This is a genomic window from Aurantiacibacter gangjinensis (assembly GCF_001886695.1).
Taxonomy (GTDB): domain Bacteria; phylum Pseudomonadota; class Alphaproteobacteria; order Sphingomonadales; family Sphingomonadaceae; genus Alteraurantiacibacter; species Alteraurantiacibacter gangjinensis.
In genome coordinates, this window is sequence record NZ_CP018097.1 from 553,961 (window position 1) to 574,630 (window position 20,670).

Sequence of the window (20,670 nt, forward strand, 5' to 3'; positions counted from 1 at the left end):
GGGCACGCTTTGTGCCCCACCGCTGACGGCATGACCCGCTATGACGTAGTCATCGTCGGCACAGGGCATGGCGGCGCACAGGCTGCCATCGCCCTGCGCCAGAACGGCTTTACCGGCTCGATCCTGATGATCGGGCGCGACCGCAATCCGCCCTATGAGCGCCCGCCGCTTTCCAAGGAATTTCTCGCAGGCGAAAAGCCTTTCGAGCGCATCCTTATCCGGCCGGAACAGTTCTGGGCGGACAAGGAGATCGGCCTCGCACTGGGTGAAAGTGTGGCCAAGGTCGATCCGGAATTGCGCGAGGTGCACCTCTCGAGCGGCACGGTGATCGGCTATGACAGGCTGATCTGGTCGGGAGGCGGCGATGCGCGTCGCCTGTCATGCCCGGGCGGGCATCTGGACGGCGTGCATGCCGTTCGCGACCGCCGCGATGTCGATGCGCTGAAAGGCGACCTTGCCGCAGGCGCACAACGTTATGTCGTCGTCGGCGGTGGTTATATCGGGCTGGAAGCGGCAGCCGTGCTGCGCAAGCTGGGCCGCGACGTCACCGTCGTGGAAGCGACAGACCGCCTCCTTTCGCGCGTCGCGGGCGAAGACATGTCGCAATTCTTCCTCGAAGAACACCGGCGGCAGGGCGTGGATGTGCGCCTGTCATCGAAGGTCGCCCGCCTTGAAGGCGAAGCTCGCGTGACCGGCGTGACGCTGGAAGATGGCGAGACCATTGCCTGCGACTGCGTGGTTGTGGGCATCGGCATCGTGCCTGCCGTCGGCCCGTTAATCGCTGCTGGTGCCGCTGGCGCGAACGGGGTCGATGTGACCGACACCTGCCACACCAGCCTCGAGAAGGTCTATGCCATCGGCGACTGTGCAGCGCACGCCAATCCCTATGCGGGCGGAGAGGTCATCAGGCTGGAAAGCGTGCAGAATGCGCATGACATGGCCACCACCGTCGCCAAGGCGATCTGTGGCGAGCCGGAGCCCTACAAGGCGCTGCCCTGGTTCTGGTCCAATCAGTACGATTGCAAATTGCAGACGGCGGGAATCAGCCTGGGTCACGACACCGCCGTGCTGCGCGGCGATCCGGCGGAGCGCAGCTTTTCCGTTATCTACCTGCGCGACGGGCAGGTGATCGCCGTCGACGCGGTGAACCGCACCAAGGATTATGTGCAGGGCCGCAAGCTGGTGGAGCTGGAATGCAAGATCGAGCCCAATCGCCTTGCCGATGCGGAAACGGCGCTCAAGGAGATGATGTAAGGCGCGCGTGCGCCCAGTCGGCGGCTTCGGCCACGATAGCGTCGGGGTCGTCGCGCAGTGCGTGCACTTGCGGCAGCAGCCCGGCATCGGCGCTATTGCCCGCGGCGATCAGGCAGTTGCGCACGAAGCGGTCGCGCCCCACGCGCTTGATCGGCGAGCCGGAAAATTTCGCGCGGAATCTCGCATCGTCGAGAGCCAACAGGTCGGCGAGTGGCGGATCGATCAGCTCCTCGCGCGGGGCGAGCTTCTGCGCCCGCGCCGACACATCGGCGAACTTGTTCCAAGGGCAGACCGCAAGGCAATCGTCGCAGCCATAGATGCGATTGCCGATCGCCTCGCGAAATTCGAGCGGGATCGGCCCTTTGTGCTCGATGGTCAGGTACGAGATGCAGCGCCGCGCATCGAGCTGGTAGGGCGCGGGAAATGCATCGGTGGGGCAAGCATCTTGGCAAGCGCGGCACGAACCACATCGGTCCGTGTGCGGTTCGTCAGCTGAAAGCTCAAGCGTGGTATAGATCGCTCCGAGAAACAGCCAGTTCCCGTGCTCGCGGCTAACCAGATTGGTGTGCTTGCCCTGCCATCCAATCCCGGCTGCCTCGCCAAGCGGCTTTTCCATGACCGGCGCGGTATCGACGAAGACTTTAAGCTGCATTTCCGGTTCGCGCTCCACCAGCCAGCGGGCAAGCACCTTCAGCGCCTTTTTCACGACATCGTGATAATCTCGGCCTTGCGCATAAACCGAAATCTTCGCGTCCGCCGGTGCCAGCGGATCGACATCGGGCGCATAGCTCATGCCGAGCGCTATGACGCTCCGCGCATCCGCCCACATCGATTGCGGACCCTGCCGGACGTCGGCCCTGTCCGCCATCCACGCCATCTCGCCATGATGGCCCGCATCCAGCCATTCGTGCAACCGTGCCGCGCGCGTCGGATCGTCGGTAGCAGGCGCGATGCCGATGGCGGCAAAGCCCAGCTCGCGCGCTTTCGCCTTGAGAGCATCCTCAAGCGAGCTAGTATCGGCTGCGTTAACCATAAGAGGGTGGCATCCCGTTCACGGGATCGCACTAGCGCATGCGGGATGGATATGGCGACAGGTGAATTTGCAGCGCGCGCGAGTGCGGCTCCGGCAGCGGATGCCCCGCTGGCAATCGAGGCGCGCGGGCTCGTCAAACGGTTCGACGGGCAGCTGGCGGTCGACGGCATCGACATCTCCGTGCCCGAAGGCGCGATTTACGGCATTCTTGGCCCCAATGGCGCGGGCAAGACCACCACGCTTCGCATGCTGCTGGGCATTATCGACCCGGATGAAGGCACGCGGCGGGTGCTGGGCGCGGACAACCCGCAGGATGTCGCGCGGCGCATCGGATACCTGCCTGAAGAACGCGGACTCTACCCTTCCATGAAAAGCTATGAGGCCATCGCCTTCATGGGCGCGCTGCGCGGGTTGCCGCTGGATGAAGGGCGCGCACGCGGCAAGGATCTGCTGGACGGTCACGGCCTCGGCCACGCGGTCGACAAGCAGATCCGCCAATTGTCCAAGGGCATGGCGCAGACGGTGCAGCTGCTCGGCACGCTGGTTCATCGCCCGAAACTCGTCGTGTTCGACGAGCCGTTCAGCGGACTGGACGCGATTAATCAGGGCAGGCTGGAGCAGTTGATCCGCGGTCTTGCCGATGACGGCACGACAGTCATTTTCTCCACCCACGTCATCGCCCATGCGGAGCGGCTTTGCGAAGGCATCGCCATTATCGCAGGCGGCAAGGTGCCCTATGCCGGAAGCGTAGAGGAAGCGCGCGACCGTATTCCTGCACAGGTGCGTTTGGAAACGCGCAATGCCGAGGGGCCGTGGCGCGCAGCCCTGCCAGCCGACACGCGCCGCGTCGGGGATTTCTGGTATTTCCCGCTGCCCGAAAGCGGCATCGAACCGCTGCTGAAAGCACTGATGGATGGCGAGGCGGGCATCCAGTCGCTTTCCATCGAGCGGGCCGGGTTGCACGATGCCTTCGTCGCCATTGCAGGCGAAGCCGCCGCGCGCGACATGGTGGCCGACAACACGGGAGAACCGGCATGAGCATCAAGGACGGAGGGCGCCTCTCGCTCTGGAAAGCCGCCGCCGTGGTCGCCCGGCGCGATTTCACCGCGATCCTTTTCAGCAAGGCGTTCATCTTCTTCCTGCTCGGTCCGCTCTTCCCCGTCGCCGTAATGGCGCTGGCGGGCGGCGTGGGCGCGCAAGTGCAATCCGAAGCGCGCGTCGCCAATGTCGGCATTGCGATGGAAAGCGCGGACGTCGACGCCATGCTTGCCGCGCGGGAGCGCGTGCACACGGTGGTGGGTGACGCCGTGCCCACCATGGTAGAAGCCGCACGCATCATTCCCGGCGACGCTTACGATCCAGCCGATGTTTTGGAGAACCAGGAAGGCAACCTCGCTGCCCTCGTCACTGGCACACCGGAGGAGCCGACGCTGACGGCCACGGACGGGCGTCTCGTGCGCTGGCAGGGCGTGGTCGGCATGGTCGCTGCCGAGGCCGCCAATCCCGGCGCGCAGACCTATCCCGAAGTGCAGACGCAGGCCGTGGGCACCAGCGGCGCATCGCAGAACACCGCACGCCTGCAAACGGCGCAAGGCGGACAATTGCTGCTGTTCCTGCTCATCATGCTGCTCGCCAGCATGGTTCTCTCCAACCTGGTGGAAGAGAAGGGCAACAAGATCATCGAGATCCTCGCCGCCGCCATCCCGATGGACGCGGTCTTCCTCGGCAAGCTGTTTGCCATGCTCGGCATTTCGGTGGTCGGCGTCGCGGTGTGGGGCAGTGTCGGTTTCACCGTGTTACGGGCGGGCGGCGTGTCGCTATCCGATTATGCCAATCCTGGCGTCGGCTGGCCCGCCTTCTTTGCCTTGTTCGCCCTGTATTTCGGCATGGGCTATCTGCTGCTCGGATCGATTTTCCTCGCGGTCGGATCGCTCGCCAATACGGTGCGCGAGGTGCAGACTGTCTCCATGCCCGCCACCATGTTCCAGATCCTGGTATTCTTTTTCGCCAGCCTCGCTGTAACCGCCAGGGGGGGATGGATCGAATATACAGCCATGGCATTCCCGCTTTCATCGCCCTTTGCCATGGTCGCCCGCGCCGCCACGGATGAGGCCATCTGGCCGCATCTGCTGGCGCTGGCATGGCAGGCTGTATGGGTGGCGATTTTCATCCGGCTGGGCGCAAGCCTGTTCCGCCGGCGGGTGATGAAATCCGGTCCGCAGGGGGCTCGAAAGGGCAGCTTGATCGGACGGGCCTTCGCGGGAATGTTCAGGACAGGTTCCAGGACGACCCCGTAAGGCATTTGCCATGAAAACATCGCTGAAAGACCGCCGCGCCGCACTCGCATGGCTGGGGGCCGGAACATCGGCAACCGCGCTCGCCGCCTGCGGCAGCAGCAAAGAGGTGCGCGCGCGCGACTATCGCATTTCCTATTCCGAAGCCGAATGGCGTCGCCGCCTCTCGCGTGAGGAATATCGCGTGCTGCGCGAAGCCGGCACGGAGCGCCCCTTCTCCTCGCCGCTCGACAATGAAAGCCGCCGCGGCACGTTCGTCTGCGCAGGATGCGGCAACCGGCTCTATTCCAGCGCGCACAAGTTCGACAGCGGCACGGGCTGGCCAAGTTTCTGGCAGCCGGTCGATAGCGGCGCGGTCGGCTATTCGACCGATTACAATCTCGGCTATGCTCGCCGAGAAGTGCACTGCGCCGATTGCGGCGGACATCTGGGCCATGTGTTCAACGATGGCCCGCGCCCGACCGGGGAGCGGCACTGCATCAATGGCGTGGCAATGGATTTCCGGCCCGGCTGATTCCGTGCGTTATCGCACACGGTAGACGCGTAGCGATCCCGCGCTGAAAGTCTCGTCCAGCTCCAGCCATTCTGGCGGGGTATCGGACAATAGAACGTTGGCGAAATTGCCGTCCGCCGCCGTGCGATAGAGCGCGATATCGGCCGCCGATCCGCAGGCGATCACGTAGTCCGCTCCGTAGCTTTGCACGACGGTCTGGGCCTCGGCAGGCGGTCCCGTAAACGCCAAAAGCACGTCGCGCATCGGACCCTGATTGCGATGATAGCTGGCGGCGATGATCGTGTGGTTCGTTAATCCAAGGATTTCAGGTCCGGCGTCGAGCGGCACCAGCACCAGTCCCGGCTCCAGCGAGACGAGGCGACTGTAATCGCATTCCCCGCGCTCGATGAGCGCGAGGACATCGGGCCGCATCGTGGCTGCGGGGAAGCGTGAGTCCAATGGCTTGGCCAGCGCGCTCGCCGCCATGGGCGTGGCGAGGCCGAACACGGCGAGCGTGGCGAGAATACGCGGCACGGCCGACGCCAGCGCCCGCGCTCTGGGCAGGTAATGCGCCAGCAGGATCGCCGCAGCAGGGATGGCGAGAAGCTGCGCGATCACGCCGGCGCGCATTAGCAGGAGCGAATAGGCACCCGCTGCCAGCGCGATGAGGAAGTAAAGCCGCCATTGGATCGCGCGCTCAGCGCCCAGCCATGTGTCGCGCGTGGTCCACGCTGCCGCCAACACGATAAGGATCGTCCACAGCGTCATCAGCATGACCGAGACCGGCTGCCGCCAGGCGGGCAGACCTTCGGTGATGTAGCCATGCCAGTAAGTCTGCAGCACCGGATCGAGCTGCTGCATCGGGTTGGCGAGGCACGGGCCGAGCGTAAGCCATGCCGCAGGAAGCGCGAAGGCGGGCACCAGCAACAGCGCGAGGAACCGTTTCGCAGGTGTGGCTTGGCCCGGGATCAGCGGGACAAGAGCGGCGGCTACGGTCGCTGCCACGAAGGCCGTGACGTGGCCGGGCAACAATTCGTCGCAATAGAGCGGCGCTAACATGGATGGCCCGCGCGTTGCAAAGCCAAGCGCGGAACTGCCGAAAGCCAGAGCGGCGAGGAATGGCGCGAGCAGCCGCTCACCCGTCCATGCATAGCGCAGGCCGTACAGCCCGGCGATGACCGCTATCAGAGGCAGGCCCTCAAGCGAGATTAGCACCCAAGCCGCGGCGCATACGCCTGCCACAGCTGCGGCCCGTTGCGAGCGCGAGAGTAGAAGCGCCGCGCATATGAGACCGAGCACGGCTTGCGGGGTGTGATGGTCGATCCGCATGGGCGCGAAACTGGCGGGCAGCAAAGGCATCAGCGGAAAGATCACGAGGCCGAATGCGATAGCGAGATCGGAGAGGCCCAACCGCAGCATGATAGCGCGCAGGGCGAACAGGGCAGGCAGCAGCCAGAGCAGGGGCACGAGCGCCATTGCAATGGTCTCGCCAAACACCAGCGCGAGCGCTGCAATCGGCAGGTCCACCAGCCGCGACCAGTGCATGGAGAATCCCTCGGGCGGGCTCATACGGTATTGGGTGACGTCCTGGAACGCTTGTCCGTCCAGCCAGCTGCGCACTTGTAGCAGGCGGGTCCAGTCATCGGGGCCGACAGGCTCCCAGCCGATCACCGCTTGAACGAGAAGGCGCAGCACGCACCATGCCAGCCCCACTGCCAGAATTGCCTGCGGCGTGCGCACGAATACGCGCCAATCGAACCCCCGATATCCCATCGGGCGGTACTGCTAACGGAAAACGACACGGCTGCGAAGAAGCCATGTGGCGGTGAAGCTGACCGCAATCGCCACCAATTTGGCAAGGCGCGGGTCGAAGCCGCTGGCATCGCCCGCCCACACGATGGCGGTCGTTAGCCCAAGGCCGACCAGAGCGGAGACCACGAACAGCGCCTTTTGCCGCGTGCGCTGCGCGCCGCGCTCTGCCACATTGCCGATGAAAACCGCGCGGCTGCTCATCAGCCAATGCGCCACGATGCCGAGGCAATAGCCCACCGCCGAGGCGCCCGCGGCCCACATGCCCAGGGAGAGCAGCGCGAGAAAAGTGCCGACATCCACCGCCAGCGCGCCAACGCTCGCCAGCAGGTACCGCACGAGGCGGATATCGCCCAGCCGGGAGATCAGCGCAGTCACGCCTTATGCCGCTTTCTTGCCGTCAGCCGAAACACGTTCCGGCACATCGCGCATGGAATTGAGCGCCGCAGCCTGATCGGCGGACACGGTCTTGCGGCCTTCCGGCAGCGCCTTTTCAGCACCCTCGTCGCCCGCTTCGTGATATTCGGCATCTTCGTTGACGCACCACGTGTCGTAAACGCGCTCTCCGGCGATGATGTTCTCCACCGTCAGCATGGCGGTCATCATCGCATGGTCCTGATTGTTGTAACGGTGCATGCCATTGCGGCCCACTAGGTGCAGGGTGGGATGTTTCGCTTCCACCTCCGCGCGCATGGCGTCGACATTGGCGGCATAATCCTCGTCATAGACGGGATAGGCTTTCTCCTGTCGCACCACAGCGCCGCCGATCACCTTGTCGGGCGAGACAAGCCCGAGAATGTCCATTTCCTTCTTAGCCAGCTCGACCAGGTCGTCATCGTCCATCGACCACAGGCCGTCCCCTTCGAAACAGAAATATTCGAGGCCGACGCAAGCGACATCCTCATCCGGCACCATTTCGGGCGACCAGCTGCGGAAGTTCTGCACGCGGCCGACCTTCACCTTGCTGTCGTGAATGTAGATCCAGTTGTCGGGGAACAGGTCTTCCGACTTGATCATCAGGGCGACGGTCAGGAAGTCGCGATATTTGAGATTGCTCGCTTCCAGCGTCGTCTCGGGCAGCGGATGCAGGCGCGCGGCCAGCTGGCGCATCGGCGCGCTGCTGATCGCGTCCTTGGCGGTGATGACGACATCGCCGTCCTCGCCGTTGGCCGTCATGCGCCAGCCGCCATTGCCGTCGGCTGCCAGCTGTTTGAGTTCGGCGCCCATGATGAGCTGCCCCTTGCCCGTCGCGACCATCTTGTCGCGCGCAGCTTCCCACATCATGCCTGGGCCAAGGCGCGGATAGCGGAAGGTTTCCAGCAGGGTCTTGGCCTGCTTGCCACTGCCGTCGTTCAGTCTGTTGAGGCCAAGCGAACGCTTCAGCCCGTCCACCACCGCGCTCCAGAGCGAAAGGCCCTTGATGCGCTGGGCGGCCCAATCCGCGCTCATCTCGTTGCAGGGCATGCCCCACACCTTCTCGGTATAGGTCTTGAAAAAGATCGAATAGAGTTTCTTGCCGAACTGGTTGCTGGTCCAGTCCTCGAAGCTTTTGACCTCGCGATTGGGAAACACCTTCGCCTTGCCATAACTCAGCATGCACATGGCGCTGCGCCACAGGCCCAGGTTACGCAGCGCCTCGAATGCGCGCAGCGGATAGCTGTAGAACTTGCCCTCGTAATAGATGCGGCTCATCCGCGGGCGCTGGATGAAATCGTCGGGCAGGATCTCGTTCCACAGGTCCACTACTTGTTGGCTCTTCGAGAAGAAGCGGTGCCCGCCAATGTCGAAGCGATAGCCTTCATGCTCGACCGTGCGGCTGATGCCACCGACATAGGTTTCGTCTTTCTCGATCACGGCGACGGTCTTGCCTGCCTTGGTCAGCAGGTAAGCGGCCGTCAGGCCCGCCGGGCCCGCCCCGATAACGGCGACATCGACAGCGATTTCCCCAGTCGTTTTGCTGGCGCTGCGATCGGTCTTTTCAAGCATGAATGCCCCCGGATTTCGTGTCCTGACCGGGAGTGAAGGAAAATGGTTAGGGGATGGTTAATCCGCCCTGCGCGGCATCAGTTGTTGCGCTGCAGCCAGCGCGCGATGCGAGCCAGTTCGCCGAACTGCATAGTGTTCTCGAACACCAGGCCGACCTGCCGGCCATCGCGCCAGCGGACCTTGGCCTGCGCATCGTGCATGCGGCCGATGCGCATCATCACCTGCTGGTCGATCGCATAATGGGTGTTGCAGGTGATGCTCGCGCCCTGCTGCGAGATATTGGTGATGGTGACATCGTCGATGTGCTCGCAGCGGTGCACTTCCGCCGCTGCCGACAGGTTCAGGCGGATCGGCCGTTTCGAAAAATCGCTCGGGCTCTGGATGATGCGCGCGACATCGGCAGGCGAGGCAAACTGGAAGCCGGCGCGATCCTCAGCCTGCCACACGACGGTGGCGCGGTGGCGGTCGCCATTCTGCAATTCCACCAGCATTTCGCGCCCTTGCGGCACCTCGTGAAAAATGCGCGCGCTCATGCCGCCTTCGGACGCGTCGCGGATTACGCAAAGAAACTCGCCTTGCGCGGTGATGAGCTTGGCTGCGCGGATCAGCAAAGTGAAACGCTGCGCGCCGCGTGCGTCGCCGGCCCGGCCTTGATGGGCAAGGCCCGTTTCCTCCTGCCGCAATGCGTCTTGCATAATGTTCCCTTGCTCCTCGCGGCCCGGCACAAAGACACCGCTGCCATTCCTCGCGAAAGGCTTACGCCAGCCAGCGTTATGGAGTGCCAAGCCGTGGCTAGGGAGTTCTACGCAAGGGGATGGGAAGGGATACGGTGCGCGCTAGCCTTCGCTTTCGCTCGGAGCGTTTCGGCCGAAGCCGTCCCCCGGACGCCTTCGAGTCTGAAACGCTGGTGCGGGCGGCGGGACTCGAACCCGCACGTCACAAGGGACAGGGGATTTTAAGTCCCCGGCGTCTACCGATTCCGCCACGCCCGCGCAGCGTCGCAGGTGCCTAACGCCGCTTCCCGGCACTTGCCAGCATCTTGTCCTGTCAGGATGGTGTGATCGTGAAGCCAGCGACGGCACGCTCTTCCACATGGCCGGGATGGTACATATCCATCACCACCGTCTTGGGATCGGCGTCCGGGCATCGCACCTCGTAACCGTCCACGATATTCCCGTATGGTCCAAAACCAAAGCTGCCGATACGTTGATAGGCAGGCGTGCTGCCATCCGCACAGCGGAGGCGCGAAAGATAAGCGCGCTGCCCGGAAGGTTGTGCCGTACGAACCGGGTTCTCTGCCGATCCCAAGGGATGCGCCTCCGCTTCTTCCACGGCGGCTTCAAGCTGCGCACCGTCTGTCTGTGAAAGCCCCATCAACTGCCGATCAACCGAGGCTCCCAGCCCAGTCTGCCCTTCTTGCGATGTTGCACAAGCTGTTAGTCCGACCAGCAGCGTGGCGGCGAGTATCAAGCGGCGCATTTATATCCTCCCCCTGTTCCTGACACGAATGGGATGGTCGCCAAGCGTCTGTCTGGCAAGGGTTTTCGCGCGTCTCCGTCAGCCGAGTACGAAAAGGGCGCGCAGCCATTGCGGCGCGCGCCCTTCGTCCCCTCCAAAGATGTCCTGCGGATTAGTCCGAATTTAGCCGGTCGCGCATTTCCTTGCCCGGCTTGAAATAGGGTACGCGCTTTGCAGGCACATTTACCGCTTCGCCCGTGCGCGGATTGCGGCCAACGCGCGCATCTCTCTCCCGGGTCGAGAACGTACCGAAACCACGGAGTTCCACCCTGCCGCCTTCGGCCAGGCGCTGTGTAATTTCGTCGAAGAAAATGTCGACCACCTGCTCGATATCTTCGGCCCGGAGGTCGGGATTGTCATTCGCGAGGGCCTGCAAAAGCTCTGACCTGATCATGTCTTTCCCCAAGGTGGTCGCCAATTTCCTTTGGCGACGAGGTCTGGAAGGCGCGGACCCATACGCCTTGTCACACGCGCAAAGTGGCAGAATTGCGCTATTCGCGCAAACCTATTGGCGAAAATTAATTTATGTTTGATTTGACGGGCTTACGGAACGCGGTCGAGCAGGTCGGCCGTTTCAATCCCCAGCCTGTCGATTTTTTCGCGGATGGCGGGCCATTCCTGCTTCACGAAATGCTCGCGTTCCGATGCCAGCAGCTTCTCCGCCGCACCTTCGCGCACGAACATGCCGACGCCGCGCTGCACGCGGATCAATCCGTCGGCCTGGAATTGCTGGTAAGCCTTCGCCACCGTCAGGGGATTGGCACCCTGCTCTGCGGCGAACGCCCGCACCGACGGGAGCATCGCCCCTTCTTTATAACGGCCATCGATGATGGCTGCGGCGATCTGCTCGCGCAGGCGAAGATAGACGGGACGGGTATCGGCCATAAGTGACCCAGTGCCATAATACAGCGGGTCAGGTCAAGGTGGATGGTGGGGAAAGCGAGATGCCTGAAATACCGTTTCGGATGCAACTTGGCATCTTCACAGATCGTAAACTCTTGCTAGGGTGCGCGCTTTCACGGGAAGCCCGCGCATAGAACATCAAGGCGCGCGGGCCTGAAGGGGTCTAAATCACATGGGTGATCTCAAAGAATTTGCGTTGTGGAACTACGCGGACTGGGCAGCGGCGATTTCCGTCCTCGTCCTTACGGCGTTCCTTGTCGGCGGTGCCTTGGCAATTACCCGCCCGAAAGAGGAAGTGCTGGGCCACCCCAAGGGCCTCTACATGCTGTTCTTCGCCGAAATGTGGGAGCGGTTCTCCTATTACGGCATGCGCGCTCTGCTCACCCTTTATCTCGTGAAGCACTGGCTGTTCGACGACAGCTCCTCCAACCTGATCTACGGTGCCTATACCAGCCTTGTATACATCACTCCGGTGCTGGGCGGCTGGCTGGCCGACAAATATCTGGGCCAGCGCAAGGCGGTGCTTTTCGGTGCCGTACTGCTGACGGCAGGCCACTTCTTCATGGCCTTCGAAGGCGACGGGTCGGGCTATGCCAACGACCCGACGGTCAACATCTTCTGGCTGGCACTGGCCCTCATCATCGTCGGCTCCGGCTTCCTCAAAGCCAATATCTCGGTGATGGTCGGTCAGCTTTACCCGCGTACCGACATCCGCCGCGACAGTGCCTACACCATCTTCTACATGGGCATTAACCTCGGGGCCGCCGCAGGCGTGCTGATTGCCGCCTATATCGGTGAGACGGTCAGCTGGGCATGGGGCTTCGGCCTTGCCGGTTTCGGTATGCTGTTGGGCCTGCTCGTCTTCGTGCTCGGCAAGTCTCTGCTGCGCGGCAATGGCGAGCCGCCCGTGCCCGCCAAACTCAAGGAAAAGGTCGCCGGCATCAATTTCGAATGGATGCTCTATGCGGTCGGCCTTGTGGGCGTTGCCGTGATCTGGGCGCTGATCCAGTACCAGGAAGCCGTGGGCTGGATCCTGCTCGTCTCGGGCATCCTGCTGCTGGGCTATGTGCTGCAGCAGGCGCTGTACAAGCTGCCGGGTGAGGACGGTAAGATGAGCGCGGGGTCGACCAGCACGATCTTCTATGCAGGCGTTGTCACCTTGCTGGTGACTGCCGGACTGATGATCGCGCAGAACGGAGCCGGTCCGATTTCGAACATCATCGGGATCATCGGCTTGGCGTTGGTTATCGCAGCGTGTTTCGGGGAAGCGAAGAACCACGACAATTTCGCGCGCGACCGCGTTTTCGCGATGATCTTCGTGATCCTGCTGATGCCGCTTTTCTGGGGCCTGTTCGAACAGGCAGGCGGTTCGATGAACCTCTACACCGATCGTCACGTCGATCGTGGCGGCATTCCCACCACCTTCTTCCAGTCGATCAACCCGATCTACATCATTATCCTTGCGCCGATCTTCGCTGCCTTGTGGCAGTGGATGGCGCGCAGCGGGTGGGAACCTTCGGCCATCGCCAAGATGGGCCTCGGCATCGTGCAGATGGGCCTCGCCTTCGTGGTGTTCGTATGGGGCGCACAGCAGTTCAGCGTGACAGGCGAAGCAGGCGCATTGCTGACGCCGGTGCTGTTCCTGTTCCTGTTCTACCTGCTATCCACCACGGGTGAGCTCTGCCTGTCGCCGGTCGGCCTTTCGGCCATCAACCGCCTTTCCGCACGCCACATGGCCAGCCTCATGATGGCAGCCTTCTTCTTCGGCACGGCAGGCGGCAACTACGTCGCGGGCTTCATGGGCTCGCTGATGGGCGAAGGCGAAGGCGGCGATATGACGCGCGAGGCTGCGCTCGAGGTGTACTGGGCCATGGGCCTCGTGGCCGTTGGCGTCGGCATCTTCGTCACCATCGTCAGCCCGCTGGTGAAGCGCCTGATGCATCTCGATGCCCTGCGCGACGATACAGTCGGCGATGATCTTATGGGCCAGGCCGAAGGGCCGGGCGAAGCACAGGGTGCAGGCATGCACCCCGAAACGAAGGGGTAAGCGATTATGGGCCGTCTTTCGATCAAGGGCGGCCCAGCCGCCTTGCTGCTCTCCGCCGCGCTGGTTCTGACCGGCTGCGCTACAGGCTCCGGTTCCACCGCGACTGCCAGCGCATCGCCTGCTCCTACCGGGAACGCGAGCGAGCCTTACGCCTCCACCTATGAGCGCTATCCCGGCGTGCCGACCGCGATTGTCGGCGCGACCATTTATGATGGCGCGGGCGGCATGATCGAAAACGGCGTGGTGCTGTTCGCCGATGGCGAAGTCGTCGGCATCGGCGGGGCGGACCTGGCCATTCCCGACGGCTATACACGGGTCGATGGCACGGGCCGCTTCGTCACGCCCGGCATAATCGATATCCACTCCCATCTCGGCAATTATCCGTCGCCCAGCGTGCCCGCGCACAGCGACGGCAACGAGGCGACCAGCCCGACCACGCCCGAGGTCTGGGCCGAACATTCGGTTTGGCCGCAGGATCCGGGTTTCAGCCGCGCCCTCGCCAATGGCGGCATCACGTCGCTGATGATACTGCCCGGATCGGCCAATTTGATGGGCGGACGAACGGTCACGCTGAAGAATGTGCCCAGCCGCACGGTGCAGGGCATGAAATTCCCCGGCGCGCCCTATTCGCTGAAGATGGCCTGCGGCGAGAACCCCAAGCGCGTCTATGGCGGGCGCGGGCGCGCGCCCTCCACGCGCATGGGCAATTTCGCCACCAACCGCCAGACATGGATCGATGCGCAGGATTATGCCGCGCAGGATGATCCCGACCGCGACCTCGCCAGCGAAACACTGGCGGGCGTGCTCTCCGGCGAAATCACCGTGCAGAACCACTGCTACCGCGCCGACGAGATGGCGCTGGTGCTCGATATGGCGGAAGAATTCGGCTACCGCGTCGCGGCCTTCCATCACGCGGTGGAAAGCTACAAGATCGCAGACCTGCTGCGCGAACACGATGTGTGCAGTGCGGTGTGGGCGGACTGGTACGGCTTCAAGATGGAAGCCTATGACGCGATCCCCGAGAACGCCGCGATGATCCACAATGCGGGGGCCTGCGTGGTCATCCATTCCGACGACGAAAACGGTATCCAGCGCCTCAATCAGGAAGCTGCCAAGGCGCAGGCCGACGGACGCCGCATGGGGATCGACATTCCCGACGCCGAAGTGATCGGCTGGATCACGCTCAATGCCGCTCGGGCCATGGGCATCGAGGAGATGACCGGCAGCCTTGAGGCGGGCAAGATGGCCGATATCGTTATGTGGAACGGCGATCCGCTCTCCATCTATTCACGCCCCGAAATGGTCTGGATCGATGGCGCGGTGATGTACGACATGAATAATCCCGACATGCGGCCCGTCAGCGATTTCGAGCTGGGCCAGCCGGGCGAGGGAGATGTGAAATGAAGCGTCTCTTCTCCCTCTCCGTCGCGGCTTTCGCTCTCGGCGCGACGCCCCTTGCCGCGCAGGATGTCGCCATCACCGGCGCGACCGTGGCGCTGGGCGATGGCAGCGACCCGATCGAAAACGCCACCGTCGTCGTGCGCGGTGGGCGCGTGGTGGCGGCGGGCAGCGATGTCGCCGTGCCTGCGGGCGTGCCAACGCTCGACGGAACAGGCAGCTGGGTGACGCCCGGCATATTCGCCTCCATCACCAATATCGGCCTTGTCGATGTGCGCGCCGTTTCAGCCAGCAACGATGTGGAGGCAGACGACTCGCCTTTCAGCGCCGCGCTGGACGTGGCGCCAGCCATCAATCCGCAGGCGCAGGAATTCAGCTATAGCCGGGCAGGCGGCGTCACTCGCGCGACAGTCACGCCGGAAGCAGGCTCGTCCATGTTCGCAGGACAAGGCGCGGTGATCGACCTCGGCGCGGATTTCGACGCCGTGCAGCGCCCGCGCGCGTTCCAGATGGTCGAATTCGGCGAAACCGGCGCGCGCCTTGCAGGTGGCAGTCGTACCTCCTCGCATGCCCTGTTCCGCAGTGCATTGCGCGAAGCACGTGATCTGGGCGAGATGGATGCGCTGCGCACCGTCTCGCAAAACGATCGTGTGCGCAGCGGTGACGATCTGCCGATCGACCCGCGCCTTGCAGGGCGGGCGGAGCGCGAAGGCGATGTCCTGCTGAGCCGCTTCGATGCAGCGGCGCTGGTGCCTGTGCTGCGCGGCGAGCAGCAGCTCTATGTCCGCGTGCACCGGGCATCGGACATTCTTGCCATTCTCGCCCTGCGGGACGAATTTCCGTCGCTCGACATGGTGTTGGTCGGCGTTACCGAAGGCTGGATGGTGGCAGACCGGATTGCCGCATCGGGCGTGCCGGTCATTACTGCCGCGCTCAACGATCTGCCTGCCAGCTTCGAACGGCTTGCCGCTACGCAGAGCAATGTCGGGCGCATGGTCGATGCGGGCGTGACGGTCGCCATCGGCGGCTATGAAAGCAGCGGAGAGCACCCACGCAACCTGCCGCAGCAGGCGGGGAACATGGTCGCGCTGAACCGCGTGCCGGGCCATTCCGGCCTCAGCTGGGGCGAAGCGTTCGCCGCCATCACATCGGTGCCCGCACGGGTAGCAGGGCTGGAGGATGCAGGCGTGCTGCGCGCAGGCGCGCTGGGCGACCTTGTCGTGTGGGATGGCGATCCGCTGGAGACCCGCAGCGCGCCGGCGCGCGTGTTCATCGACGGTGTAGAACAGCCGCTGGAGAACCACCAGACACGCCTGCGCGAACGCTATCGCAGCCTGGACGAGAGCGAGAGGCCGCGTGCTTACGACCCTTGATGGCTAGCGGTAAGAAGATTTGACGGGAAATTCCCGAGAAACTGCCGCGGAAGCTGTCTAACGACGCTACTCGTTAATCCGTTGCAAAACCGAACCCTGAGAAATCCGGGCTCCACGCCGGGTCGTGTCTCTGTCCGGCTTGCCCGATGGTGCATTGCACGCGTCCTGATTCTTAGGGTTCGGTCGTCGCCGCCAGGTAAAGATTATGAACTACGCGCGCACTCTCTGTTCACGCATCCGCAAAATGCAACGCGCAATAGGACAACTCCTTTCAATGGAGCAGAAGGAGAAAAAAATGCACAAGCAGGTCTTTACAGGCGTTATCGGCACACTCGGCCTGGCGATAGCCATGCCTGTCGCCGCACAGGATCAAGCGGATCCTTTCGACGGCGCCCATATCGGGACCACTATCGGTTATCACGATATCGACGGACCGGCCGACGGTTTCATTATCGGTGCCCGCATCGGATATGATCTCCCGGTCGGCAACGATGTGGTCGTCGGCGCAGAGGCCAATGCCAATTTCGGCACGGGCGATATTGACGCCGAGTACGGGACAAATGTTCGTATCGGCACGCGTTTCGGCGAGAGGCGCAATGCCCTGCTATTTGCACGCTTCGGCTACCAAGAAGTCGACTTCGATTTGCCTGACGTAATCGACGATATCGACGAGGTCGATACGACCAGTGGGGACTATATGCTGGGCATCGGTGCGGATTTCGGCATCAACGAAAGCTCATCCACGCGGCTGGCAATCGATACCATCGGCTTCGACAGCATACGCTTCACCGCAGGCTATACGATCCATTTCTAGGCTGAGGGGTAGTGGCGCGGGCCAACATGGCTCGCGCCGCACCGTCCCGATATCTAAACCTGAGCCGGACGTCTTCATCGACGGAGTGGAACAGCCGCTGGAGAACCACCAGACCCGCCTTCGCGACCGCTATCGCAGCCTCGACGAAAGCGAACGCCCGCGCGCTTACGACCCGTGAACGCGCCGCGCTGCTAATTCGATGGGCAATTTTGCTGCGGCACGAAATCTTCGCGCGGCAGGCCATCGACTGTGCCCAGCCGCTCAAAGGGCAAGCGCACCGTTAGCCCGCCCACATCGTAGCTGCCGATAGCGCCCAGCAAGCCGGCCATCGGCTCGCCGTTAACGCACGCGCCCAGCTCGGCCATACCGATGGCAAGCCCTTCGCCCATCGAGCCCGTCCAGCGCCCGACGCGCACTTCGACCGGCCCGGCGAAATACCGTCCCTCGCGTGGCAAGACCCATTCCTGCCAGCGCCGGATAATGCCGAATTGCCGCTCTTCGGCGGGAAGCTCATGCATTTGGTAGGGCGTTGGCTGCGCGGCAAACCAGCCCATAATGCCGCGCGCGACCGTAGTGTTTCCGCCGCTCGGCGTATTCGTCAGATTGAGCACGAGGCGGTCACCGTCGCCGAGCCCTTCCATGGCATCGTCGAACGCCGCAACCGTCGCGAAATCACCCAGCGCATCGTTGATGGTGATCGTGACGGTAGTCCCGGAGCGTTCGGCAGCGATCGCGGGTTGCTCGCTCTCGACATCGTAGAGCGAAGGCAAAGTCACGTCCCTATGCAGGCCGTCCGCGCTTTCGATGGTCAGCTCGCGTGAGCGGTCCCTTCGCCCGGAGGCCAGAACACGCGCGGCGAAGGCATCGCGCTGTGCCGTTCGCTGCGCGCCGAGATCGGCCCAGAATGCCGCGACGCTTTCCTCAACGGGCAGCCCATCGATAGCGACGAGCCTGTCGCCCGTTCGTACGCCAGCCAGTGCAGCCGGACTTTCCTCGCGCACCGATGTGATAATGAAGCGGTTCGCCCGGTTCTCCACCCAGAGATCGGCATAGCTCGGCACCAGCGCATAGCTATCGGCGAAGGATGCGCCGGTATGCGCGTGGTGATCGGCCAGCAGCATCAGGGCGCGCTCGAGGAAGCGCAGCAGGTCGTTCTCGCTCTGCACAGCCCGCGCCTCGACCTCTAGCGCGGGCGTCAGCGTGAAAGTGCCGCCGGGAAGCTGTTCGAGATAGGCATATTGCGCATTGACGAGCGCAGGAAAGGCAAGCGCCGCCTGCGCATATTCGCCGGACCGCGTTACGGCGGCAGTTTGGAGCTCTGGCCGCTCGGCAACCGGCGCGCAGGCGAGGCATGATGCGCTCGCCAGCAATGCGAGGCTGGCCCTGATCAGGCGCGCGCCTCTTCGACACGTTCATCGACATTGGCGCTGTTGTGCCGCAGCGCGCCCAGCACGGTATCGACGATATGCGGAGCGTTAAGTTTCGCCTCGTCATACTGCTTGGCCGGATCGTCATGGTCGAGGAATAGGTCGGGCAGGCGCATGGTGCGGATCTTGAGGCCGCCATCGAGTAGACCCTCGTCGCTGGCCATGGTCAGCACGTGGGCGCCGAGGCCGCCAATGCTGGCCTCTTCCACCGTCACCAGCACGTCATGCGTCGCAGCGAGTTTGCGGATGAGGTCTTCATCGAGCGGCTTGGCAAAGCGCATGTCGGCAATGGTGGTGGAGAGGCCCTTGGCTTCCAGCTCGTCTGCCGCCTTGCGTGCTTCGCCCAGCCGCGCGCCGAGCGAGAGGATGGCGACCTTGCCGCCTTTTTCGTCGCCCTTCACGATACGGCCCTCGCCGATTGCCAGCTTCTGCGGCGTCTCCGGCATTTCGACGCCCACGCCATTGCCGCGCGGATAGCGGAAAGCGATGGGGCCGTCGTCATATTCGGCGGCGGTGTAGGTCATGTGAACCAGTTCCGCCTCGTCCGCGGCGGCCATCACCACGAAATTCGGCAGTGATGCCAGATAGGTGACATCGAAGCTGCCGGCGTGCGTCGCGCCGTCTGCGCCGACAAGGCCGGCACGGTCGATGGCAAAGCGCACGGGCAGGTTCTGGATCGCCACATCGTGCACTACCTGGTCGTAAGCACGTTGCAGGAAGGTGGAATAGATCGCCGCGAAAGGGCGCATGCCCTGCGCGGCGAGACCGGCGGCGAACGTCACGCCGTGCTGTTCGGCAATGCCCACATCGAAGCTGCGATCTGGATGCGCGGCGGCGAATTTGTCGACGCCCGTGCCGCTCGGCATGGCGGCGGTGATTGCGCAGATGCGGTCATCCTTGTCGGCCAGCTTGGCCAGCGTTTCGCCGAACACGTTCTGATAGGCAGGCGCGCCCGGCTTGGACTTCGCCTTTTCACCCGTCACCACATCGAATTTGGGCACGCCGTGATACTTGTCGGCGCTGTTTTCAGCAGGGTCATAGCCCTTGCCCTTCACCGTCACGACATGAACCAGGATCGGGCCCTGTTCACTGTCGCGCACATTCTCCAGCACCGGGATCAGGTGGTCGAGATTGTGCCCGTCGATGGGACCGACGTAGTAGAAGCCCAGCTCCTCGAACAGCGTGCCGCCCGTCACCATGCCGCGGGTGTATTCTTCGGCCTTGCCCACGGCATCGTGGATGCGGCGGCTGATCTTGCCCGCCACCTTGGAGGCGAGCGAGCGCAGTCCAAGATATTCGCTTGAGGAGACCATGCGCGCCAGATAGGCGGAGAGGCCACCCACCGGCGGAGCGATGCTCATATCGTTATCGTTGAGGATCACGACGAGGCGATTACCCGCCTGTTCGGCATTGTTCATCGCCTCATAGGCCATGCCCGCGCTCATCGCGCCGTCGCCGATCACGGCAATAGCCTTGCCCGGCTTGTCGTTCAGCTTGTTGGCCACGGCAAAGCCTAGGCCTGCCGATATCGAGGTTGAGGAGTGCGCCGCGCCGAAGGGGTCGTATTCGCTCTCGCTGCGCTTGGTGAAGCCCGACAGGCCACCCCCCTGGCGCAGCGTCCGGATGCGGTCGCGACGCCCGGTGAGTATCTTGTGCGGATAGGCCTGGTGGCCGACATCCCAGATCAGCCGGTCTTCCGGGGTGTTGAACACGTAGTGGATGGCTGTGGTCAGCTCCACCACGCCGAGACCCGATCCCAAATGCCCGCCGGTCGACCCGACGGCATCGATCATCTCAGTGCGCAGTTCGTCTGCAAGCTGGCGCAATTGCTCGGGTTTGAGCTTGCGAAGTTCTTCTGGCGTGTCGACGGTGTCGAGCAGCGGAGTGTCCGGACGCGGTGATGTCATGACGATTCCTTACACGCGGAAATCTGGCGTGTCGATGAACGGTTCATCGACAAAATTGCACAGGTGGTCGCCACTGACAATCCGACAAGCGATCCTTAGGTCGTTTTTACCTGTTCTGGCCCATCTCGAGGCGAAGGGGAGGGCCTCGTGGGTTCTATTGCATTTCGTCTCAAACTGATAGGCGTGCTCATCGGCATGTTTGTCGTGTGGCAGGCCGTGCTGGGCGTTACTGTCGAGCCTGCGCTAGAAAGCCATGCCGAGCGATCTGCGGCGATGCTGGAAGGCGATCTTTCCGAGGCGCCAGCCTATTCGGCGCAAGACCGCGCTCGCCTGGCGGAGATCGAAGCGGAGCTTGCGCGGCAGGCCGAGCAGGACAGGTTCTACGAAGGGTTCTCGAGCGCGCCGGAGAAGTAA

The 20,670-nt window shown here is 63.3% G+C and carries 19 protein-coding genes and 1 tRNA gene; 9 read left to right on the plus strand and 11 right to left on the minus strand.

All coding sequences use genetic code 11. From position 1 onward, the window contains the following. Positions 1-30 precede the first annotated feature (30 nt). Positions 31-1,254, plus strand: coding sequence for an NAD(P)/FAD-dependent oxidoreductase (locus BMF35_RS02685; protein WP_047006806.1), 1,224 nt, complete (start codon positions 31-33; stop codon positions 1,252-1,254). Here the strand turns inward: BMF35_RS02685 and queG are convergent. Continuing rightward, positions 1,238-2,287, minus strand: coding sequence for a tRNA epoxyqueuosine(34) reductase QueG (gene queG / locus BMF35_RS02690; protein WP_047006807.1), 1,050 nt, complete (start codon positions 2,285-2,287; stop codon positions 1,238-1,240). The two genes, BMF35_RS02685 and queG, sit on opposite strands and share 17 nt — an antisense overlap. Before the next feature lie 45 nt (positions 2,288-2,332). On the opposite strand from queG, the gene BMF35_RS02695 reads away from it, so the two are divergent. From BMF35_RS02695 to msrB, 3 genes are read left to right on the plus strand one after another with little or no spacing between them, the layout of a single operon-like run. Next, the gene (locus BMF35_RS02695) at positions 2,333-3,325 is read left to right on the plus strand and encodes an ABC transporter ATP-binding protein (protein WP_047006808.1); all 993 of its coding nucleotides are present in this window, start codon (positions 2,333-2,335) and stop codon (positions 3,323-3,325) included. Next, positions 3,322-4,584, plus strand: coding sequence for an ABC transporter permease (locus BMF35_RS02700; RefSeq protein WP_047006809.1), 1,263 nt, complete (start codon positions 3,322-3,324; stop codon positions 4,582-4,584). The genes BMF35_RS02695 and BMF35_RS02700 overlap by 4 nt, the downstream gene beginning before the upstream one ends. A 10-nt stretch (positions 4,585-4,594) precedes the next feature. Next, entirely contained in the window at positions 4,595-5,095 is a 501-nt protein-coding gene (gene msrB / locus BMF35_RS02705; RefSeq protein ID WP_047006810.1) for a peptide-methionine (R)-S-oxide reductase MsrB, read from the plus strand. A 9-nt stretch (positions 5,096-5,104) separates the two neighbouring features. On the opposite strand, the gene BMF35_RS02710 is transcribed toward msrB, so the two are convergent. From BMF35_RS02710 to BMF35_RS02745, 8 genes are all read right to left on the minus strand, one after another. After that, the gene (locus BMF35_RS02710) at positions 5,105-6,847 is read right to left on the minus strand and encodes a hypothetical protein (protein WP_047006811.1); all 1,743 of its coding nucleotides are present in this window, start codon (positions 6,845-6,847) and stop codon (positions 5,105-5,107) included. A 12-nt stretch (positions 6,848-6,859) separates the two neighbouring features. Beyond that, positions 6,860-7,261, minus strand: coding sequence for a GtrA family protein (locus tag BMF35_RS02715; RefSeq protein WP_047006812.1), 402 nt, complete (start codon positions 7,259-7,261; stop codon positions 6,860-6,862). 3 nt (positions 7,262-7,264) lie between these two features. After that, a complete protein-coding gene (locus BMF35_RS02720) occupies positions 7,265-8,869 on the minus strand; it encodes an NAD(P)/FAD-dependent oxidoreductase (protein WP_047006813.1) in 1,605 nt (534 codons plus the stop codon). 77 nt (positions 8,870-8,946) lie between these two features. Continuing rightward, entirely contained in the window at positions 8,947-9,564 is a 618-nt protein-coding gene (locus BMF35_RS02725; protein ID WP_047007539.1) for a PilZ domain-containing protein, read from the minus strand. A 210-nt stretch (positions 9,565-9,774) separates the two neighbouring features. Beyond that, positions 9,775-9,861, minus strand: a tRNA-Leu gene (locus BMF35_RS02730). 55 nt (positions 9,862-9,916) lie between these two features. After that, positions 9,917-10,348 (minus strand): hypothetical protein, encoded by a 432-nt coding sequence (locus BMF35_RS02735; RefSeq protein WP_047006814.1) that lies wholly within the window; start codon positions 10,346-10,348, stop codon positions 9,917-9,919. A 151-nt stretch (positions 10,349-10,499) separates the two neighbouring features. Continuing rightward, a complete protein-coding gene (locus tag BMF35_RS02740) occupies positions 10,500-10,805 on the minus strand; it encodes an integration host factor subunit beta (RefSeq protein WP_257786336.1) in 306 nt (101 codons plus the stop codon). Between the two features lie 125 nt (positions 10,806-10,930). Next, on the minus strand, positions 10,931-11,272 hold the full coding sequence (locus BMF35_RS02745; protein WP_047006816.1) for a GntR family transcriptional regulator: 342 nt from the start codon (positions 11,270-11,272) through the stop codon (positions 10,931-10,933). Between the two features lie 190 nt (positions 11,273-11,462). On the opposite strand from BMF35_RS02745, the gene BMF35_RS02750 reads away from it, so the two are divergent. From BMF35_RS02750 to BMF35_RS02765, 4 genes are all read left to right on the plus strand, one after another. Beyond that, a complete protein-coding gene (locus BMF35_RS02750; RefSeq protein ID WP_047006817.1) occupies positions 11,463-13,337 on the plus strand; it encodes a peptide MFS transporter in 1,875 nt (624 codons plus the stop codon). A 6-nt stretch (positions 13,338-13,343) separates the two neighbouring features. Next, positions 13,344-14,741: an amidohydrolase gene (locus tag BMF35_RS02755; protein ID WP_071961161.1), complete on the plus strand. Its 1,398-nt coding sequence runs from the start codon at positions 13,344-13,346 to the stop codon at positions 14,739-14,741. Continuing rightward, complete coding sequence (locus BMF35_RS02760) at positions 14,738-16,108, plus strand: amidohydrolase family protein (RefSeq protein ID WP_047006818.1); 1,371 nt, start codon at positions 14,738-14,740, stop codon at positions 16,106-16,108. The genes BMF35_RS02755 and BMF35_RS02760 overlap by 4 nt, the downstream gene beginning before the upstream one ends. Before the next feature lie 295 nt (positions 16,109-16,403). After that, positions 16,404-16,922 carry an outer membrane beta-barrel protein gene (locus tag BMF35_RS02765; RefSeq protein ID WP_162199222.1) on the plus strand — a complete coding sequence of 173 codons (519 nt, stop codon included), beginning with the start codon at positions 16,404-16,406 and terminating at the stop codon, positions 16,920-16,922. Between the two features lie 191 nt (positions 16,923-17,113). Here the strand turns inward: BMF35_RS02765 and BMF35_RS02770 are convergent, their stop codons facing one another. Beyond that, a complete protein-coding gene (locus BMF35_RS02770; RefSeq protein ID WP_206539552.1) occupies positions 17,114-18,292 on the minus strand; it encodes a S41 family peptidase in 1,179 nt (392 codons plus the stop codon). A 17-nt stretch (positions 18,293-18,309) separates the two neighbouring features. Beyond that, positions 18,310-20,256 carry a 1-deoxy-D-xylulose-5-phosphate synthase gene (gene dxs / locus BMF35_RS02775; protein WP_047006820.1) on the minus strand — a complete coding sequence of 649 codons (1,947 nt, stop codon included), beginning with the start codon at positions 20,254-20,256 and terminating at the stop codon, positions 18,310-18,312. A 147-nt stretch (positions 20,257-20,403) separates the two neighbouring features. Here dxs and BMF35_RS02780 point away from each other — a divergent pair, with 147 nt between their 5' ends. After that, the gene (locus tag BMF35_RS02780) at positions 20,404-20,670 is read left to right on the plus strand and encodes a hypothetical protein (RefSeq protein ID WP_156172119.1); all 267 of its coding nucleotides are present in this window, start codon (positions 20,404-20,406) and stop codon (positions 20,668-20,670) included.

Excerpts from the sequence above, each read along its gene's own strand:
- BMF35_RS02685 (WP_047006806.1), top strand. The coding sequence starts at position 31 with ATGACCCGCTATGACGTAGTCATCGTCGGCACAGGGCATGGCGGCGCA.
- queG (WP_047006807.1), bottom strand. The coding sequence starts at position 2,287 with ATGGTTAACGCAGCCGATACTAGCTCGCTTGAGGATGCTCTCAAGGCG.
- BMF35_RS02695 (WP_047006808.1), top strand. The coding sequence starts at position 2,333 with ATGGATATGGCGACAGGTGAATTTGCAGCGCGCGCGAGTGCGGCTCCG.
- BMF35_RS02700 (WP_047006809.1), top strand. The coding sequence starts at position 3,322 with ATGAGCATCAAGGACGGAGGGCGCCTCTCGCTCTGGAAAGCCGCCGCC.
- msrB (WP_047006810.1), top strand. The coding sequence starts at position 4,595 with ATGAAAACATCGCTGAAAGACCGCCGCGCCGCACTCGCATGGCTGGGG.
- BMF35_RS02710 (WP_047006811.1), bottom strand. The coding sequence starts at position 6,847 with ATGGGATATCGGGGGTTCGATTGGCGCGTATTCGTGCGCACGCCGCAG.
- BMF35_RS02720 (WP_047006813.1), bottom strand. The coding sequence starts at position 8,869 with ATGCTTGAAAAGACCGATCGCAGCGCCAGCAAAACGACTGGGGAAATC.
- BMF35_RS02725 (WP_047007539.1), bottom strand. The coding sequence starts at position 9,564 with ATGCAAGACGCATTGCGGCAGGAGGAAACGGGCCTTGCCCATCAAGGC.
- BMF35_RS02735 (WP_047006814.1), bottom strand. The coding sequence starts at position 10,348 with ATGCGCCGCTTGATACTCGCCGCCACGCTGCTGGTCGGACTAACAGCT.
- BMF35_RS02745 (WP_047006816.1), bottom strand. The coding sequence starts at position 11,272 with ATGGCCGATACCCGTCCCGTCTATCTTCGCCTGCGCGAGCAGATCGCC.
- BMF35_RS02750 (WP_047006817.1), top strand. The coding sequence starts at position 11,463 with ATGGGTGATCTCAAAGAATTTGCGTTGTGGAACTACGCGGACTGGGCA.
- BMF35_RS02755 (WP_071961161.1), top strand. The coding sequence starts at position 13,344 with ATGGGCCGTCTTTCGATCAAGGGCGGCCCAGCCGCCTTGCTGCTCTCC.
- BMF35_RS02760 (WP_047006818.1), top strand. The coding sequence starts at position 14,738 with ATGAAGCGTCTCTTCTCCCTCTCCGTCGCGGCTTTCGCTCTCGGCGCG.
- BMF35_RS02765 (WP_162199222.1), top strand. The coding sequence starts at position 16,404 with ATGCACAAGCAGGTCTTTACAGGCGTTATCGGCACACTCGGCCTGGCG.
- dxs (WP_047006820.1), bottom strand. The coding sequence starts at position 20,256 with ATGACATCACCGCGTCCGGACACTCCGCTGCTCGACACCGTCGACACG.